This is a genomic window from Methyloceanibacter sp. (assembly GCF_035650995.1).
In the GTDB taxonomy this organism is placed as follows: Bacteria; Pseudomonadota; Alphaproteobacteria; order Rhizobiales; family Methyloligellaceae; genus Methyloceanibacter.
Map to the genome: position 1 here is coordinate 1 of NZ_DASRGO010000154.1, position 17,767 is coordinate 17,767.

Below are 17,767 nucleotides of genomic sequence, written 5' to 3' on the forward strand. Positions count from 1 at the left end.
GCCGGAGCGAGCTTCGCGAAGGCGAACAGCGCAAAAACGAACCTCTCAGCCAGCTCCTGGCAGGACCTCTTAGTGGGTCCGGGGGGAGCTCCGGTGCCGCCCGAGTGCCTTGTTGCGACAAGACCCGCGGGCGCCGCACCCCGTCCCGCTTTCGCAACGCCTCGCGAGAACGCCCCTCAGCGGACGAGGTGGTGTGAGTCTAACCGAGGTTTGCGCGGCGGGGATAAGGCGCGGATCACTCTGCGGGCAGGACCTTGTCGGGCGGATTTGAGCCCGGAGGATTGATCGACCTGATCCAGGCGATGATCTTCCACAGATCGTCCGATGTCTTGATCGTCCCGCCCATGGGCGGCATCGGCGCATGCACGCTGCCATAGCCGAGCCGCTTATAGCCCTGCTTCTCGAGGTCGGCCGAGCCGAGCGTGATCAGCCTGAACAGCACATCGTCGGTGTTGCCCCAAAACCAGACGCCTTGTGTCAGCGCAGGGCAGATACCGCCGCCGCCGGTGCCGCCATGACATTCGTTGCAGCCCGGCGCACGGAACTTCTTGACGAGGTCCGGATCGTCCTTGGCGAGCTTTGCATAGTCGGGATAGGGACTATGTAGCTGGCCCTTAGCGAACTTCGCCACCAACTCGGTCGGCGGCGTTGTGTCGCCTTCCTTGCAGCAGGTCTCCTCTGCGGAGGCCGTCCAATTGATGCCCGTGACGGCAAGACCGCCAAGAGCCGGGATCACCGACAGCCCGGCGACAAACGCAAACATCGTGCGCGTTGAGAGTGTCATCACCAGCCAGTCCTTCTCGGCCATTGGCTGGATGACGATGGCGTTACTCGGTCGATCAACTCAACTCACGTTGCGGTGTGTCGGGCGCGAGCGAATGTGCGGGCGAGGTGAGGGGAGAACGAGGCCCGCAAGCCCCGGCAAGCCGGAAAGGCTCGCCGGGGGCCCGCCGGGTCCTAGTGATGATGGGCCGAAACGCTCTTGACGACTTCCGTCGTAAGGTCGCTCGACGCCGCATGTCCGATATCACCAAGGCTGAGGATGCCGACCATGCGCATCGACTTGTTGATCACCGGCAGCCGCCTGATCTTCAGCTCTTCCATGTGCCGCACCGCTTTGGCGAGATCGTCGTCCTCGCGGCAGGTATGGATGCCCGGCGTCATCACGTCGCGCGCCGTCGCCCTGCGGCAATCGAGTTTGTCGTTGGCCAATCCTTTGCAGATGATGTCGCGATCAGTCACCATGCCGATCAGCTTGTCGTTCTCGCCGATCGGTAGCGCGCCGATGTCATGATCGCGCATCAGCTTGGCAAGCTCGGTGATCGGGGTGTCGGGGCCGACCCAGTCGACGCCCTTATGCATCACATCTTTGACTTTCATAGCGGTCCTCCTTGGTTGGAGTAGGGTGCACTCGTTGCCTCCGTGCCGGCCCCCCGCCGTCGCCCCGAGTATACAACAGATCGCGCTCGCGACGCGATGCTCTAACGCGCGGATTTCCGCTCGACGGCCGAGGCGCGCCACGCGGCGTATCCCTTGGCACGCAACTCGCAAGCCGGGCACGTGCCGCAGCCATAGCCCCAGTCGTGGCGAATCCCGCGCTCGCCGCGATAACAGGTGTGGGTTTCCTCGACGATGAGAGCGACGAAGTCATCGCCGCCGAGCTCCTGCGCGAGCGACCAAGTCTCCGCCTTGGTGCGCCACATCAGCGGCGTCTCGATTGCGAAAGGGATTTCGGTGCCGAGCCTGATCGCCTCTTGCAGCGCTTTCAGAGTGGCGTCGCGGCAGTCGGGGTAGCCGGAATAGTCGGTCTCGCACATGCCGCCGACAAGGGTGCTTAGCCCGCGCCGGTAGCCGAGCGCCGCCGCATAGACGAAGAAGACAAGGTTGCGCCCGGGCACGAAGGTCGAGGGAAGGCCCGAGGAGAGCATCTCGATCTCGGCCTCGGAGGTGAGCGCGGTCGCGCCGATCGCGCCGAAGCTCGTGATGTCGATCATATGGTCCGGCCCGAGCCGCCCACCCCAAGCGGGAAGGCGGCGGCCGATCTCTGCTCTGACGCGCTTGCGGCATTCGAGTTCGACCCCGTGCCTCTGGCCGTAGTCGAAGCCGACCGTCTCGACGCGGGGATAGCGGCTGAGGGCCCAGCCGAGGCAGACGGTCGAATCCTGCCCACCCGAGAAAAGCACAAGTGCGCCGTTCTCTTCTTGCGTGCGCTCCACGATTTGACTCGCCATGAGGTTGTTCTCTATGTATTTTCAACCAGAGAGGGAGGCGAAGCATCGGGGGGCTTGGCCATGGAGCGCGTCACTGCCGTCTTGTGCGCGGTAATTTCCATCGTTTTCGCCGGTTGCTCGACCATCGTCAAAGGCACCGAGCAGCAAGTGTCGGTGAACACGCCCGGGGTTCCTGGAGCATTGTGCCAACTCCAATCGCCCGCCATCGGCATCCGAACCGTGCAGACGCCGGCCAACATTACGCTACCTAAAAGCAAGAATAACGTCGCGGTTTCCTGCACCGCCCAATGCTACAGCCCGGGCGTCGGCACGCTCGCCTCCCATACCGAGGTCATGACGGCGGGCAACGTCGTGTTCGGCGGCATCATCGGACTCGGCATCGATGCCGCATCCGGCGCCATGAACACCTACGATCCGGGCGTCGAGGTCATGATGACGCCGATCCCGGGATGTGGCAGGCCGCCCGGCCGAAAGGCTAAGGGGGTGCCCATGGCCTTCACGCCTGTGCCATCGCCGCTCCCGCGCGGCTAGGGCTTCCGCTCACGGTACGGTTCCGCTAAGAGGGCCGAACTCTTTCGGAAGGGGCCCCTCGCAGCATGACCGCCATTTCATCCATCGTCGGCCGGGAAATCCTCGACAGCCGCGGCAACCCGACCGTCGAGGTCGACGTGGTGTTGAAGGACGGCCATCACGGCCGCGCTGCCGTGCCGTCAGGCGCTTCGACCGGCGCGCATGAGGCGCATGAACTCCGGGACGGCGGGCCCCGCTATGGCGGCAAGGGCGTGAAAAAGGCGGTTGCCGCCATCAACGGCGAGATCAGGAAAGCACTTCTCGGTTTCGACGCCGCAGACCAGCGCGGCCTCGACCAGCTCTTGCGCGATCTCGACGGCACGCCGAACAAGAAGCGGCTCGGAGCAAACGCCATTCTCGGCGTCTCGCTCGCCGCAGCCAAGGCCGCGGCCGACGCACAAGGCTTGCCGCTTTACCGCTACATCGGCGGAAACGATGCCACGCTCCTTCCGGTGCCGATGATGAACATCCTGAACGGCGGGGCGCATGCCGACAATCCGATCGATTTCCAGGAGTTCATGATCGTGCCGGTGGGCGCGGCGAGCCTCGCCGAAGCTGTGCGCATGGGCGCCGAAATCTTCCACGCCCTGCGGAAGGCCTTGAACGCCGCGGGCCACACCACCGCGGTCGGCGACGAGGGCGGCTTTGCCCCCAATCTTGACTCCACCCGCGCGGCGCTCGACTTCGTCATGCGCGCGATCGAGGCCGCCGGCTACAAGCCCGGCGAGGACACCTATATCGCGCTCGACGTGGCCGCGACCGAGCTGTTCAAGGACGGGCGCTACGTGCTGGAAGGAGAGGGTCGGACGCTCAGCGCCGCCGAGATGGCCGACTATTACGCCGAGCTCGTCGGCGGCTATCCCATCTTTTCCATCGAGGACGGCATGAGCGAGGACGACTGGGAGGGCTGGCGCCTCTTGACCGAAAGGCTGGGGGCCCGGGCGCAACTTGTCGGCGACGATTTGTTCGTGACCAACGTCTCTCGGCTCAAACAGGGCATCGATCGCGGCATCGCCAATGCCATCCTCGTCAAGGTCAACCAGATCGGTACGCTCTCCGAGACGCTCGACGCCGTGCGCATGGCGCAAGGCGCGGGCTATGCGGCCGTGATGTCGCACCGCTCGGGCGAGACCGAGGACGCCACCATCGCCGACCTCGCCGTCGCCACCAATTGCGGGCAAATCAAGACCGGCTCTCTCGCCAGATCCGACCGGGTGGCGAAGTACAACCAGCTCATCCGCATCGAAGAGGAGCTTGGGGCGCGCGCCCGCTACGCCGGCCGCTCGGTGCTGAAACGCTGAGTCGGTAACGCGCGGTTAACGCAACGCGGGCGATCCTCAGCTTTCGTCGCTTCAAGAAGCTTGGGTCATGGCCGGCCTTGTCCCGGCCATTCACGATGTTCGCCGCCGCAAGCAGGGCGCGGCCACGGGGGAACGATGCGGTTCGGCGCTTTTCTCTTTCCGCTGCTCGCCTGCGGGGTCGGCGGCTATTTCGCCTACAATCTCGAGACCGGCGATCACGGGCTCAAGGCGCGCGCCGACCTCGAGCGCAGGAAAGAGGTTCTTGCAGGCGAACTGGCCGGGCTCAAAGAGGTGCGCGCGCGCCTCGAGCGCGACGTCTCGCTCCTGAGGCCTGAGAGCCTCGATCCCGACATGCTCGATGAGCGCGCCCGCGCCATCCTCAACCTCGCCCATCCCGACGATCTCGTCATGATGAAGCGCCGCGAGCCCGGCGCCGTCACGGGAACACTGCCCAAGCGCTAGGGTTACCTAGGTCAGAAGACGGCCCGCCATTGCCGCACCGGGCGGCGGGCATGAGCGTCTACGCGCCTCTGTCCACCCTGCGCCCCGCTTTCGCAAGCGTTCCGCGCCATGCTAGGTCAGGGGTGAGAATCGAGGAGCGACCAATGACGAGCCCAACCCTCTCGCCTGGCGCCGCCAATCTCTGGCTCGAGGAGACGGGGCGCGACGCCGAGAGCAAGCCCTCCGGCAAGAGCCTGACCCGCGAAGAGGAGCTACACGCCTATCGCGAGATGCTGCTGATCAGGCGATTCGAGGAGAAAGCGGGCCAGCTCTACGGCATGGGCTATGTCGGCGGCTTCTGCCACCTCTATATCGGGCAGGAGGCCGTCGTCGTCGGCATGATGATGGCGATCAAGCCCGGCGATCAGATCATTACCGCCTATCGCGACCACGGCCACATGCTGGCGACCGGCATGGACCCCAAGGGCGTGATGGCCGAGCTGACGGGACGCCGCCACGGCTATTCCAAGGGCAAGGGCGGCTCGATGCACATGTTCTCGGTGGAGAAGAATTTCTATGGCGGCCACGGCATCGTCGGCACGCCGGCCCCGCTCGGCACCGGCATCGCGTTTGCCAACAAATATCGCGGCAATACCTCGATCTGCGTCACCTTCTTCGGCGAAGGCGCCGCCAATCAGGGCCAGGTCTATGAGAGCTTCAACATGGCCGCCCTGTGGAAGTTGCCGGTGCTCTACGTCATCGAGAATAACCATTACGCCATGGGCACCGCGGTCGAGCGGGCCAGTGCGCGCGCCGAGGAGCTCTATCAGCGCGGGCTTGCCTTCGGGATTCAGGGCGAGCAGGTCGACGGCATGGATGTCGCGACCGTGAAGGATGCCGGGATGAGGGCGCTCGCTTTCGTGCGCGCCGGCAACGGTCCGATGATCCTCGAGATGCGCACCTACCGCTATCGCGGCCATTCCATGTCGGATCCGGCCAAGTACCGCACGCGCGAGGAGGTCCAGGGCGTGCGCGAGCAGCGCGATCCGATCGAGCTTATACGCAAGCGCATGATCGAGGGCGGACGCGCGAGCGACGACGAACTGAAAGAGATCGACCGCAAGGTGCGCCAAGTGGTGAACGAGGCGGCCGAGTTCGCCCAGTCCGATCCAGAGCCCGATCCGGCCGAGCTCCATACCGACGTCTACGCTTGAACCTTAGGCCTTCCGATGCCGACCGAGATCCTCATGCCTGCGTTGTCTCCGACCATGGAGGAGGGGACGCTCGTGAAGTGGCATGTGGGCGAAGGCGATCCCGTGCGCGCGGGCGACGTGATCGCCGAGATCGAGACCGACAAGGCGACCATGGAGGTCGAGGCGGTCGATGAGGGACGGATCGGCAAGCTGCTCGTGCCAGAGGGCACCGAGCATGTGAAGGTCAATCAGCCGATCGCGCTGTTGCTCGTCGATGGCGAAGAGCGGCCGCTAGCCGCAGCATCGTCCTCTCCCCTCCAAAGAGAGGTCGCTTCACGCAGCGAAGCGGGTGAGGGGGGTCAGACGGCAGTTCTCACGCCCCCCTCACCGGAGCCCTCTCCTCACAAGGGAGAGGGAGTGCCCCAACGGGGGGAGGGAGCCGAGCCGCCGCCGGATTTGGGCGAGGTGCCGCCGCTGGTCGAGAAGGCGCCGGCGGGCCCGCGCGTCGCCCCGCAGGAACCTAAGCTTGAGGCAGAGGTCCCCCCTGGCACCGAGATGGCGACCATGACGGTGCGCGAGGCGCTGCGCGACGCCATGGCCGAGGAGATGCGGCGCGATCCGTCGGTGTTCCTGATGGGCGAGGAAGTCGCGAACTATCAGGGCGCCTACAAGGTAAGTCAGGGCCTGCTCGAGGAGTTCGGGCCGAGGCGCGTCGTCGACACGCCGATCACCGAATACGGCTTCGCCGGCATCGGCGTGGGCGCCGCCTTCGCTGGCCTCAGGCCCATCGTCGAGTTCATGACGTGGAACTTCGCCATGCAGGCGATCGACCACATCGTCAACTCAGCCGCCAAGACCCACTACATGTCGGGCGGACAGATGCATTGCCCGATCGTGTTCAGAGGGCCGAACGGCGCGGCTGCCCGCGTCGCGGCCCAGCACAGCCAGGACTACTCGGCGTGGTATGCGAGCGTGCCGGGCTTGAAGGTGATCGCTCCTTATGCCGCGGCCGACGCCAAGGGCCTGCTCAAGGCGGCGATCCGCGACGAGAGCCCGGTCGTGTTCCTGGAGAACGAAATTCTTTACGGCCAGAGCTTCGAGGTGCCGAAACTCGCCGACTTCGTCGTTCCCATCGGAAGAGCGCGCATTGCGCGGTCGGGCAAGGACGTTACCATCGTGTCGTATTCGCGCGGCATGGCCTATTCGCTCGACGCGGCAAAGCGCCTCGCCGAAGACGGCATCGAGGCCGAGGTGATCGACCTTCGTACCCTCAGGCCCCTCGACATCGAGACCGTCATCGCCTCGGTCAAGAAGACGAACCGCATCGTCACCGTCGAGGAGGGCTGGCCGATCTGCTCGATCGGCACCGAGGTCTGCGGGCGCGTCGCCGCGGATGCCTTCGACTATCTCGATGCGCCGCCCGTGAAGATCACCGGCGCCGACGTGCCGATGCCGTATGCCGCCAATCTCGAGAAGCTCGCGCTGCCCTCGGTGGATAACGTCATCGCCGCGGTCAAATCGGTCTGTTACCGGAAGTGACGCGAAAGATGCCCGACGTTCCCATGAGCTGGAAGAAAGGGGGCTGCCATTGCGGCTCGGTGCGCTTCGAGGTGCTCGCTCCCGACGAGATCGAGGCCACCGAGTGCACCTGCTCGATCTGCCGCATGACCGGATTCTTGCATCTCATCGTGCCGGCCGGGCGCTTTCGGCTTCTCGCCGGCGAAGGCAAGCTGACGACGTACACGTTCAACACCGGCACGGCCAAGCACCGGTTCTGCTCGATTATGCGGCGTGAAGAGCTTCTACGTCCCGCGCTCCCACCCGCAAGGCTTCAGCGTCAATGTGCGCTGCCTCGACGAGGGCGAGGTACGGGTCACCGGAACGAAGCTCTTCGACGGCAAACATTGGGAACAGGCCATGACCACCCGGATCCTGGACGTCTGACATGACGACGGAAATTCTCATGCCGCAGCTTTCACCGACCATGGAGGCGGGCAAGCTCGCCAAGTGGCACGTGAAGGAAGGCGACGAGGTGCGCTCGGGCGACGTCATTGCCGAGATCGAGACCGACAAGGCGACCATGGAGATCGAGGCGGTCGACGAGGGGCGGATCGGTAAGCTGCTCGTGGCCGAGGGCGCCGAGAACGTCCCGGTCAACCGGCCGATCGCCATTCTCTTGGTTGATGGCGAAGAGCAGCAGGCCGCAGCATCATCCTCTCCCCAAGGGGGGGAGGTCGCGGCGAAGCCAAGCTTTGCCGCGGGTGAGGGGGCTCCAACTGAATCTCACACCCCCTCACCCCGGCCCTCTCCCCACAGGGGAGAGGGGGGTCCAGCCCCCGTCGCCAAGGGTGAGACCGAGCAGGTCATGCACGAGATCGCCGAGCAGATCAGGGCAAACGGCGCGAACGGCCACGGGCCGCGCATCTTCGCCTCGCCGCTCGCGCGGCGCCTCGCGCGTGAGCACGGCATCGAGCTTGCGGCGATCGCGGGCTCGGGCCCGCATGGCCGCATCGTCAAGGCCGATATCGAGCGCGCCGCGCTCGTTCCGCCGCGTGCAGCACCTCGATCTACCCAAGAAGAAGCTGTGACCGCGCCCACCGAGGAGCGCGCCGCTCCCCGCGAGCGGGGCGCGCGCGAGATCGCCACGCGGCGCGAGCAGCCGGAAGGCTTGTCAGACGCGCAGGTGCTCGCGCTCTACGAGCCGGGCTCCTACGAAATCGTGCCGCACGACACGATGCGGAAATTCATTGCCGAGCGGCTGACGCTCGCCAAGCGCACCATCCCGCATTTTTATCTCGCCATCGACTGCGACATCGACGCGCTGCTCACCGCCCGCGCGCGGCTGAACGGGCTCGCACCGCAAGAAGGCCCGCGCGCCTTCAAGCTCTCGGTCAACGATTTCATCATCAAGGCGCTTGCGATGGCGCTCCAGTCGGTGCCGGCTGCGAATGCGACGTGGACGGAAGAAGGCATCCTCCGCCATCGCGCCTCCGATATCGCCGTCGCTGTCGCGCTCGAAGGCGGCGGCTTGCATACGCCCGTCATCCGCAACGCGGAGGTCAAGAGCCTGTCCGAGATCTCGAACGAGATGCGGGACCTGGCCGCGCGCGCACGCTCCAAGCGCCTCGCGCCGCACGAGTATCAGGGAGGCTCGACCACCATCTCCAATCTCGGCATGTACGGCATCGACCGCTTCGACGCCGTGATCAACCCGCCGCAAGCGAGCATCATGGCGGTCGGCCGCGCCGAGAAGCGCCCGGTGGTGAAGGACGACGCGCTCAAGATCGCAACCATGATGAGCGTGACGCTTTCCGTCGATCACCGCGTCATCGACGGCGCGCTCGGGGCCGAATTGCTCGCCGCCTTCAAGGCCTTCATCGAAGACCCGGTGACGATGCTGGTGTAGCGGCCCCTCAAGCGCTTTCGTCATCCAGAAAATCGAGATTGGCCGCGAGCGTCATGCCGCGCGGCTCGGCCAAATCGTCGGCGCGCAGGACGACATTGCCGCCGAAACGCTCGGCGAGCTGGTCGATGGCCGTCTCGAGCCGGCGCCGCCGCGCAAAATTGTCGAACAGCGCGGCCTGCATCAGATCGCCAGCGCCGGCGAGGTCGTATGCCACCATGCCGACCAGCCGGAAGGGACCCGGGTGGCCGAACTCATCGAGCAGCTCCACGCCAACTTGGTACAGCCGTTCGGCAACGTCGGTCGCCTCGGCGAGTTTTTGCTGGCGAGTCAAAATCCTGAAGTCAGCAGTCTTGAGCTTCACGCCGACGCCGAAGGCCACATAGCCTTTCTTGCGCAGCCGCCTCCCGATCGTGTCGGCCGCACGGCGCAAATGAAGCTTGATCTCGGCTCGGTCGCGCACGTCCTTCTCGAGCGTATGCTCCGAGCCGATGCTCTTCGACGCCCGCCGTCCGTCCACGGGCCGCGGATCCTGCGCCTGCGCCAGCGTGTAGAAGTGAAGGCCGAGCCTGCCGAGCTTCGCCGCGAGCATCTTGGGATCGGCGGCGGCCACGTCGCCGATCGTTCGCAATCCGAGCGCCTGAAGCCGCGGTTCGGTCTTGGCACCCGCGCCCCACAGACGCGACACGGGCAGGGGAGCAAGCCAGTCCTTGGCGATCTCCGGCGGCACCACCGTCAAGCCGTCGGGCTTCCGGTGGCCGCTCGCGACCTTGGCGACATATTTGGTCGCAGAAAGGCCAACCGACGCAGTCAGACCGCCGGTCGCCTCGCGAACGGCCGCCTTGAGGCGGCGCCCCATGCTCTGCGGATCGCCGAACAGTTGCTCTGAGCCCGTCATGTCGAGGAAGGCTTCGTCGAGGCTGAGAGCTTCGACGTCGGGCGAGAAATCGGCGAACACTTTCATGATCGCGGCAGACACTTGCCGGTACCGGTCGAAACGCGGCGGGACGACCAGCGCATGCGGACAGAGGCGCCGCGCATGGGCCATCGGCATCGCGCTGCCGACGCCATAGGGGCGTGCCTCGTAGCTCGCGGTCAACACGACGCCGCGGCTGCTCGGAGGCCCGACCAAGAGAGGCCTGCCCCTCAAGCTCGGGTCGTCGAGCTGCTCGACAGCCGCATAGAATGCGTCCATGTCGGCGTGAGCGACGATCCGCGGCCAAGCCTCGGCTAAGCGACTCATGGCGTGAGTCTAACCGGCGAAGCTTGCGCGCGTCATGATAGATTGAGGCGATGTCACGGGAAGCCGCAACGCTCAGAGCCTATGGCCGATTGCTCCTGGGGCTCGTCGCCGCCGGGGCGCTGTCGTTCGTCGCGGGCTTTGGCTTCGCCGAGATGGCTGGCCGCATCCCCTGTCACGGCGAGGGGCTCGGCTGCAATATCGATGCCGCGGTCGGCGCTTACGGCGTGATCATCGCCGCGGTGCTCGGACCCATCATCTACGCCGTCACGCTTCTCGTGGCGCAAAACCGCATCGCGCTCGGCGGCGCACTGGTCGTGCTCCTAATCCCCATCGCCGGCTTTTATCTCCTCGCGGAGGGGGAACATTGGCGCTATGTCGGGTTTTACCCTTACGCGGCGCTCCGCACGTTCATGGTGATGATGCTCCCGCCGGTTTTGACGGTTCTCGTCCAATGGCTCATCTTGCGCATTGCCGTTCGCTCCGGGGAGGGCGCAGCCCCTCGCGCCGAACCGCGCGACAACTCCCTGAGCGATCCGATCCCCTTTCCCAAGGAATGAGTTCATAGGCGATGAGCGAGACGCAAGCAGACCTCGCCGTGATCGGCGCTGGCCCGGGTGGCTATGTCGCCGCGATCCGCGCCGCCCAGCTCGGGCTGAAAACCGCGATCATCGAGCGCGAGCAGCTCGGCGGCATCTGCCTCAACTGGGGCTGCATCCCGACCAAGGCGCTGTTGCGGACCTCGGAACTCTACCACGCGATGCGCCGCGCCGGAGAGTTCGGCTTGGCCTGCGACAATGTCCGCTTCGACATTGCGAAGGTCGTCGAGCGGAGCCGCAAGGTCGCCGAGCGCCTGTCGAACGGCGTCGCCTATCTCATGCGCAAGAACAAGATCGAGGTCATCAAAGGCGTAGGCCGCCTTGCAGGGGAGGGCCGCATCGCCGTAACCGGCGTGAGCGGCGAGGCGCTTCCCGGCATCGCGGCCAAGCACATCATCGTCGCGACCGGCGCACGGGCGCGCACGCTGCCCGGGCTCGAGCCCGACGGCAAGCTTGTCTGGACCTACAAGGAAGCGATGGTCCCTCCGAGCTTCCCCAAGTCGCTCCTGATCGTGGGCTCGGGCGCCATCGGCATCGAGTTCGCGAGCTTCTACCGCTCGCTCGGGGCGGAGGTGACCGTGGTCGAACTCCTGCCGCGCATCCTGCCAGCGGAGGACGCCGAGATCTCCGAGCTTGCGCGCAAGGCCTTCGCCAGGCAGGGCATCGTCATTCACACTGAGACCCAAGTCACCAACATTTTCAAGGGCGCTGACAGCGTCGCCGCGGCGATGAAGAAATCGGATGGCAGGACCGAGGAGATCGCCGTCGAGCGCGTGATCCTCGCCATCGGCATCACCGGCAACGTCGAGGGGATCGGGCTCGAGGAGCAAGGCGTCAAGGTCGAGAAGGGCCATATCGTCGTCGACGAATGGTGCCGCACCGGCATCCCCGGCCTCTACGCCATCGGCGACGTGGTAGGACCGCCCTGGCTCGCCCACAAGGCGAGCCACGAAGGCATCGTCTGCGTGGAGAAGATCGCGGGCATCGACGGCGTCCACCCCATCGGCGCGAGCAACATCCCAGGCTGCACCTACAGTTCCCCGCAGATCGCAAGCGTGGGCCTCACCGAGGAGAAGGCGCGCGACGGCGGGCGCGAGGTTAGGGTCGGGCGCTTCCCCTATTCGGCCAACGGCAAGGCGATCGCCCTCGGCGAGACCGAAGGGCTGGTGAAGACCATCTTCGATGAGAGAAGCGGCGCCCTGCTCGGCGCGCACATCATCGGCGCCGAGGCGACCGAGCTGATCCAGGGCTTCGCCATTGCACGGACGCTCGAGACCACCGAGGCCGAGCTGATGGCGACCATCTTCCCCCATCCGACATTGTCGGAGATGATGGGCGAATCGGTGCTCGACGCTTACGGCCGCGCGCTCCATATCTGATTTCCCTGGCCAGGGACGGTCTGAGCCCGTGAACAAGGGGAGAGCAACATCATGGGCATCATCATCTTTCTCGTCGTCGGCCTGATCGCCGGCGCGCTTGCCTCCTGGATCCTCGGCCGCCGCCAGGACCTCCTGATCAACCTTCTGATCGGCATCATCGGCGCCGTGGTGGGCGGGCTGCTTGCCGGCCTTCTCGGGATCGGCGCCTCCAACATCATCGGCGAGATCATCATCGCCACGGCGGGCGCCGTCATCTGCATTCTCGTCTGGCAACGCATGCGATAAGCGCGCTTGCCGGTGTAACTCGCGTCGAGTCCCCCTATATGCATCGGGGGCGCGATGTGCCGCGCCCGATCGCGAACCGGGAGGTCTCGATGAACGAAGCGCAAACCTTGCTGTCCATGCCGGGCGTCGGCTTCTTCGGCATGCTGGTCATCGGCATCATTGCCGGCTATATCGCCGAGAAGGTCACGGCGAGCGACCACGGCCTTCTCACCAATTTGCTCGTCGGCATCGCGGGCTCGTTCGTGGGCGGGACCCTCGCCAACCTGATGAACGTCGCGTTCTACGGCTGGCTCGGCAATCTCATCGTGGCGTCGGTCGGCGCCATTCTCGTGTTGTGGATCTGGAAGAGCATCAGAGGTCCCGCCGCTCCGGCGAGCTAGTTTTAAGACCATGGTGACGGTTATCGGTCAGTCGGACATCAAGGCGCGGCCGCGCCACCCTGAGAAGGCGCGGCTGCCCGATACGCCCGTCCTGCCGAAGCCGGCCTGGATCAGAGTGAGGGCGCCGGGCGCGCACGACTTCGATGCGACGCGCGCAGTGTTGCGCGCGCAGAGACTCGTCACCGTGTGCGAGGAGGCGGCCTGTCCCAATATCGGCGAGTGCTGGGGCAAGCGCCACGCCACCTTCATGATCATGGGCGACACCTGCACGCGCGCCTGCGCCTTCTGCAACGTGCGGACGGGCAAACCGCACGCGCTCGATCCGGGCGAACCGGCCCGCGTGGCCGCGGCGACAGCGGCGCTCGGACTTGCCCATGTGGTGGTGACTTCCGTCGACCGCGACGACCTCGCCGATGGCGGCGCGTCTCATTTCGCCGCCACGATCGGTGCCATCCGCGCCGCCTGTCCTTCGGCGTCGATCGAAGTGCTGACGCCCGACTTCCTGCGCAAGGATGGCGCGCTCGAGATCGTCGTTGCGGCCAAGCCCGACGTATTCAACCACAATATCGAGACCGTGCCCTCACTCTATCGGCGCATTCGTCCAGGGGCCGATTATCGCGCCTCGCTTGATCTGCTCAAGCGCGCCAAAGCGCTCGATCCTTCGCTGTTCACCAAGTCCGGCATGATGGTGGGCTTGGGCGAAAGGGAGGAGGAGGTGTTTCGGGTCATGGACGATCTCCGCTCGGCCGACGTCGATTTCCTCACCATCGGGCAATATCTCCAGCCGACTCGGAAGCATGCCGCGATCGACCGCTTCGTCACGCCGGAAGAGTTCAACGCTTACAAGCGCGCCGCCGAGGCTCGGGGCTTTCTCCTCGTCGCATCGAGCCCGCTCACCCGCTCGTCGCATCATGCCGGAGAGGATTTCGCCCGCCTCAAGGCGGTCCGGCATGCCGCACTCGGCTGCTAGAACGCGGGCGCTGTCGGCCATGCATGTGTTCGAGACCAAGCATCGCGTCGCGCATTCGGCCGACGACATGTTCGCGCTTGTCGCCCGCGTCGAGGACTATCCAAAGTTCCTTCCGCTCTGCGAAGCGCTCGCCATCAAGCGCGGCGAGCAGCATGAGGACCGCGAGGTGCTGATCGCCACCATGACGGTCGGCTACAAGCTCATCCGCGAGAGCTTCACCACGCGCGTCGAGCTCGACCGCGCGGCGCGCACGATCCTCGTCGAATATCTCGACGGGCCCTTCTCGCACCTGGAAAATCGCTGGCGTTTCAAGCCGTTGGGTGATGGCGCCTGCGAGGTCGATTTCTATATCGCCTACAGCTTCCGCTCCCGCCTGTTCGAGCGCCTGGTCGGCGGCCTGTTCGACAAGGCGGTTCAGAAATATACCCACGCCTTCGAGGCGCGGGCCGACGAGGTCTATGGGCGCAAGGCGCGCGCGGCGCTCGCCTCACAGCAGTGAGGCGAGCATCTTGAGCGCTTGCGCGACGCTGCGCCGCTGAACCTCGGTGCGGCCGAGATCGCCAAAGAGAACGCGCTCATGGACCACGGGCCCGTGGCGTGTCGCCGCAGCGAAATGCACGAGCCCCACCGGCTTCTCCGGTGTCCCCCCGTCAGGACCGGCGATACCGGTGATTGAGACGGCGAGATCCGCCCGCGAATGAGTAAGTGCGCCGCCTGCCATGGCACGGGCCACGTCTTCGCTCACCGCGCCATGCTTGTCGATCAGCCATGACGGCACGCCGAGCATCTCGCTTTTTGACGCGTTCGAGTAGGTGACGAAGCCGCGCTCGAAGCAATCCGAGCAGCCAGGAATGGCGGTCAAGGTCGCAGCAAGGAGTCCGCCTGTGCACGACTCGGCCGTTGCAATGAGGGTCCCCCGCTGCCGGCATGTGCTGAGCAGCTCGACTGCAAGCGCTAGGATGTCGCCGCCGATTTCGATTTCTTCGCTCATGGCAAATTCACCGTTGCCGTCGCCATCGCCGCGATCCCTTCGCCGCGTCCGATGAAGCCGAGGCCCTCGTTGGTCGTCGCCTTGATGCTCACCTGCCTCACGTCGAGCTCGAGCATGCGGGCGATCGATTCCCGCATCGGTTCGCGATAGGGACCGATGCGCGGCGCCTCGCAGACGAGGGTGACATCGACGTGGACGATCGTGCCGCCCCTCTCGCGCAGCAATGACGCGGCATGCTTGAGAAAGAGCTCCGACGGAGCACCGCGCCAGCGCGCGTCGGACGGCGGGAAATGCACCCCGATGTCGCCCTCGGCGATCACCCCGAGGAGCGCGTCGGTCAGCGCGTGCAGTGCCACGTCGGCATCGCTGTGGCCCGAGAGCTTCTTGGCATGCGGGATCTTGACCCCGCACAGGATCACCGCATCGCCCGGGCCGAAGCCATGCACATCGTAGCCGGTGGCGACGCGGACCATGCGCTTAGGCCCGGCGCCATCGCTTCTGAGCATTTCATCGGCCATGCGCAGATCCTCTGCCGTGGTGAGCTTGCGGTTTCCTTCTGAGCCTTCGACCAGTGCGACATCAAGCCCGAACCATTCGGCGACGCCTGCATCGTCGGTGAACTCCCGATCGACTTGCTCCGAAGCGGCGCGGTGCGCTGCGAGGATCGCATCGAAGCGAAAGCCTTGCGGGGTCTGCGCGCGAAAAAGCTGATCGCGCTCGACCGTTCCCGTGACGCGGCCGCCCTCCGCGCGCTTCAGCGTGTCGGTGACGGGGAGGCAGGGCAGGGCCCCGTCATGAGAATCTAGTGCCTCGATGACGCGGGAGATGAGCGGCGCATCGACGAACGGGCGCGCGGCATCGTGAATGAGAACCGACTTGGGCGGCGCGCCCGCGAGCGCCTCAAGACCGAGCCGCGCTGAATCCTGCCGGCGCGCGCCGCCGGGGACGGGGGGCCTCAGCCGCGCGGTGAACGGTCTGCTCGCATCGGCGTAAAGCTCCCTGTCGTCGGGATGAATGACGACCAGAAGCTCGCCGATCAGCGGGTGCTTCGCAAAAGCGGCGATGGTCCGCTCGAGCATGGGCGCGCCGCCGATGCGGCAATATTGCTTCGGCCTGCCGCTTTCGCTCGCAGCCCTGGCGCCGCGACCTGCGGCAACGATCAGCGCCGCAACGCTCACAGCCCGCTCTCCCCCGCCGCGCCTGTGCATTGAAACAATAAAATGCTGCAGTGCGGCAAATCGAGTGTTGCCCCCGTCAAAAATCCTTCGTATGGTGCCCAATTATAGATCATATGGTCGGTATGCATAAAAATTGTGCATCGGTCTAGACAGAAACGGGCGGCAGCAAGGGTATACCGCTTGAGCGGCTGGACGAAAAAGGCGAATGGGCGGAGGCATGCCGAGCCGGCGCAGATCGAGGCCGATGCTCTTCTCAGCGCTCTGCCCCATCCGCTTCTCGTGATCGGCGGCGGCCTCAGGATCGACTACGCCAATACCGCGGCGGAAGATTTCTTCCAGATGAGCGCGGGCGTACTCTGCAAGCGGCACCTCACCGACGTCGTCGCCTTCGGCAGCCCGCTCATCGCCCTCGTCGAGCAGGTGCAGCGCACCGGCACCACGGTCAACGAATATGGGGTCGAACTCGGCTCGTTCCGCTTCGAGGCGCCGAAGCTCGTCGACCTCTACGGCGGGCCTTTGCCCGAGACGCCGGGCCGCGTGCTGATCATGCTTCAACAGCGCAGCATGGCGCAAATGATCGAGCGCCAGCTCACCCACCGCGGCGCGGCCCGCTCGGTATCCGCGCTTGCCGCCGTGCTCGCCCACGAGATCAAGAACCCGCTCTCCGGCATCAGAGGAGCGGCCCAGCTTCTCGAAAGCGAGCGCACCGACGGCGACCGCACCCTGACCCAGCTCATCTGCGCGGAGTCGGACCGTATCTGCAAGCTGGTCGACCGCATGGAAATTTTCGGCGACGAACGCCCGCTTCAGCGCGAGCCGGTGAACATCCATGACGTCCTCGACCATGTGAAGCAGATCGCCCGCACCGGCTTCGCCCGCCAGATCAAGATCGTCGAGAATTACGATCCGTCCTTGCCCCCGGTGCCGGGAAGCCGCGACAAGCTCATCCAGGTGTTTCTGAACCTCGTCAAGAACGCCGCCGAGGCGATCGGCGAGGAGAGGGCGGACGGCCAGATCACGCTCGCCACCTCATTCCGGCCTGGCGTCAGGCTTTCGGTTCCCGGCAGCAAGGCGCGCGTCAGCCTCCCCCTCGAGATCGCGGTCGAGGACAACGGCGCCGGCGTGCCCCCCGACCTCATGCCGCATCTCTTCGACCCGTTCGTCACCACCAAGCCCTCCGGCACCGGGCTTGGCCTCGCTCTCGTCGCCAAGATCATCGGCGACCACGGAGGAATCATCGAATGCGACTCTCGCCCCCGCTGCACGGTATTTCGCGCGCTGATGCCGATGGCCGAGACCGACACGACGCAGACCGCGCGGAGCTGAGGGTCATGGGCAAAGGCAACATTCTCATCGCCGACGACGACGCCGCTATCCGCACGGTGTTGAACCAGGCGCTTGCGCGCGCGGGCTATGCGCCGCGCGCGACCGGCAACGCGGCGACGCTATGGCGCTGGATCAGCCAGGGCGAGGGCGATCTCGTCATCACCGACGTGCTGATGCCGGACGAGAGCGCCTTCGATCTCATCCCGCGAGTGAAGAAGCTCCGCCCCGACCTCCCCATCATCGTGATGAGCGCGCAGAACACCTTCATGACCGCGATCAC

General features: G+C 65.6%; 22 protein-coding genes. 15 read left to right on the plus strand and 7 right to left on the minus strand.

The window, feature by feature from the left end; genetic code table 11:
- Positions 1–235: 235 nt before the first annotated feature.
- The 3 genes from VFB18_RS11635 to queC all read right to left on the minus strand — a co-directional run bounded on the left by VFB18_RS11635 (position 236) and on the right by queC (position 2,231).
- Positions 236–787 carry a c-type cytochrome gene (locus tag VFB18_RS11635; protein WP_414675687.1) on the minus strand — a complete coding sequence of 184 codons (552 nt, stop codon included), beginning with the start codon at positions 785–787 and terminating at the stop codon, positions 236–238.
- Between the two features lie 170 nt (positions 788–957).
- Entirely contained in the window at positions 958–1,380 is a 423-nt protein-coding gene (locus VFB18_RS11640; RefSeq protein WP_324975262.1) for a CBS domain-containing protein, read from the minus strand.
- Positions 1,381–1,481: 101 nt separating this feature from the next.
- A complete protein-coding gene (gene queC / locus VFB18_RS11645) occupies positions 1,482–2,231 on the minus strand; it encodes a 7-cyano-7-deazaguanine synthase QueC (RefSeq protein WP_324975265.1) in 750 nt (249 codons plus the stop codon).
- Between the two features lie 60 nt (positions 2,232–2,291).
- Here queC and VFB18_RS11650 point away from each other — a divergent pair, with 60 nt between their 5' ends.
- From VFB18_RS11650 to VFB18_RS11670, 5 genes are all read left to right on the plus strand, one after another.
- Complete coding sequence (locus VFB18_RS11650; RefSeq protein WP_324975268.1) at positions 2,292–2,762, plus strand: hypothetical protein; 471 nt, start codon at positions 2,292–2,294, stop codon at positions 2,760–2,762.
- Between the two features lie 65 nt (positions 2,763–2,827).
- Entirely contained in the window at positions 2,828–4,102 is a 1,275-nt protein-coding gene (eno, locus tag VFB18_RS11655) for a phosphopyruvate hydratase (RefSeq protein WP_324975270.1), read from the plus strand.
- 135 nt (positions 4,103–4,237) lie between these two features.
- Positions 4,238–4,564, plus strand: a complete 327-nt coding sequence (locus VFB18_RS11660) for an FtsB family cell division protein (protein WP_324975272.1) — start codon at positions 4,238–4,240, stop codon at positions 4,562–4,564.
- Positions 4,565–4,707: 143 nt separating this feature from the next.
- Positions 4,708–5,757, plus strand: a complete 1,050-nt coding sequence (gene pdhA / locus VFB18_RS11665; protein WP_324975274.1) for a pyruvate dehydrogenase (acetyl-transferring) E1 component subunit alpha — start codon at positions 4,708–4,710, stop codon at positions 5,755–5,757.
- 15 nt (positions 5,758–5,772) lie between these two features.
- Positions 5,773–7,275 carry a pyruvate dehydrogenase complex E1 component subunit beta gene (locus VFB18_RS11670; RefSeq protein ID WP_324975277.1) on the plus strand — a complete coding sequence of 501 codons (1,503 nt, stop codon included), beginning with the start codon at positions 5,773–5,775 and terminating at the stop codon, positions 7,273–7,275.
- Here the strand turns inward: VFB18_RS11670 and VFB18_RS11675 are convergent.
- Positions 7,250–7,402 carry a hypothetical protein gene (locus VFB18_RS11675; protein ID WP_324975279.1) on the minus strand — a complete coding sequence of 51 codons (153 nt, stop codon included), beginning with the start codon at positions 7,400–7,402 and terminating at the stop codon, positions 7,250–7,252. The genes VFB18_RS11670 and VFB18_RS11675 overlap by 26 nt on opposite strands.
- A 125-nt stretch (positions 7,403–7,527) precedes the next feature.
- Between VFB18_RS11675 and VFB18_RS11680 the strand changes: the two genes are divergently transcribed.
- Positions 7,528–7,680, plus strand: a complete 153-nt coding sequence (locus VFB18_RS11680; protein WP_324975282.1) for a hypothetical protein — start codon at positions 7,528–7,530, stop codon at positions 7,678–7,680.
- A gap of 1 nt (position 7,681) precedes the next feature.
- Positions 7,682–9,142 carry a pyruvate dehydrogenase complex dihydrolipoamide acetyltransferase gene (locus tag VFB18_RS11685; protein WP_324975287.1) on the plus strand — a complete coding sequence of 487 codons (1,461 nt, stop codon included), beginning with the start codon at positions 7,682–7,684 and terminating at the stop codon, positions 9,140–9,142.
- A gap of 7 nt (positions 9,143–9,149) precedes the next feature.
- Here VFB18_RS11685 and dinB read toward each other — a convergent pair whose 3' ends face one another.
- The gene (dinB, locus tag VFB18_RS11690) at positions 9,150–10,382 is read right to left on the minus strand and encodes a DNA polymerase IV (RefSeq protein ID WP_324975290.1); all 1,233 of its coding nucleotides are present in this window, start codon (positions 10,380–10,382) and stop codon (positions 9,150–9,152) included.
- Positions 10,383–10,432: 50 nt separating this feature from the next.
- Here dinB and VFB18_RS11695 point away from each other — a divergent pair, with 50 nt between their 5' ends.
- From VFB18_RS11695 to VFB18_RS11720, 6 genes are all read left to right on the plus strand, one after another.
- Positions 10,433–10,939, plus strand: a complete 507-nt coding sequence (locus VFB18_RS11695; protein ID WP_324975293.1) for a hypothetical protein — start codon at positions 10,433–10,435, stop codon at positions 10,937–10,939.
- An 11-nt stretch (positions 10,940–10,950) separates the two neighbouring features.
- Positions 10,951–12,357, plus strand: coding sequence for a dihydrolipoyl dehydrogenase (lpdA, locus tag VFB18_RS11700; RefSeq protein ID WP_324975296.1), 1,407 nt, complete (start codon positions 10,951–10,953; stop codon positions 12,355–12,357).
- Between the two features lie 51 nt (positions 12,358–12,408).
- A complete protein-coding gene (locus tag VFB18_RS11705; protein ID WP_324975299.1) occupies positions 12,409–12,642 on the plus strand; it encodes a GlsB/YeaQ/YmgE family stress response membrane protein in 234 nt (77 codons plus the stop codon).
- 89 nt (positions 12,643–12,731) lie between these two features.
- Positions 12,732–13,022 carry a GlsB/YeaQ/YmgE family stress response membrane protein gene (locus VFB18_RS11710; protein WP_324975302.1) on the plus strand — a complete coding sequence of 97 codons (291 nt, stop codon included), beginning with the start codon at positions 12,732–12,734 and terminating at the stop codon, positions 13,020–13,022.
- 10 nt (positions 13,023–13,032) lie between these two features.
- Complete coding sequence (gene lipA / locus VFB18_RS11715) at positions 13,033–13,992, plus strand: lipoyl synthase (protein WP_324975305.1); 960 nt, start codon at positions 13,033–13,035, stop codon at positions 13,990–13,992.
- A gap of 19 nt (positions 13,993–14,011) precedes the next feature.
- The gene (locus VFB18_RS11720) at positions 14,012–14,491 is read left to right on the plus strand and encodes a type II toxin-antitoxin system RatA family toxin (protein ID WP_324975321.1); all 480 of its coding nucleotides are present in this window, start codon (positions 14,012–14,014) and stop codon (positions 14,489–14,491) included.
- On the opposite strand, the gene VFB18_RS11725 is transcribed toward VFB18_RS11720, so the two are convergent.
- Positions 14,480–14,983 (minus strand): CinA family protein, encoded by a 504-nt coding sequence (locus VFB18_RS11725; RefSeq protein ID WP_324975308.1) that lies wholly within the window; start codon positions 14,981–14,983, stop codon positions 14,480–14,482. The two genes, VFB18_RS11720 and VFB18_RS11725, sit on opposite strands and share 12 nt — an antisense overlap.
- Positions 14,980–16,161 carry a bifunctional 2-C-methyl-D-erythritol 4-phosphate cytidylyltransferase/2-C-methyl-D-erythritol 2,4-cyclodiphosphate synthase gene (locus VFB18_RS11730; RefSeq protein ID WP_324975311.1) on the minus strand — a complete coding sequence of 394 codons (1,182 nt, stop codon included), beginning with the start codon at positions 16,159–16,161 and terminating at the stop codon, positions 14,980–14,982. Before VFB18_RS11730 ends, VFB18_RS11725 begins: the two co-directional genes overlap by 4 nt.
- Positions 16,162–16,341: 180 nt before the next feature.
- On the opposite strand from VFB18_RS11730, the gene VFB18_RS11735 reads away from it, so the two are divergent.
- Positions 16,342–17,487, plus strand: a complete 1,146-nt coding sequence (locus VFB18_RS11735) for a two-component system sensor histidine kinase NtrB (RefSeq protein WP_324975314.1) — start codon at positions 16,342–16,344, stop codon at positions 17,485–17,487.
- A 5-nt stretch (positions 17,488–17,492) separates the two neighbouring features.
- Positions 17,493–17,767 (plus strand): response regulator (locus tag VFB18_RS11740; protein WP_324975317.1); only part of this gene is annotated, 275 nt, incomplete at its 3' end.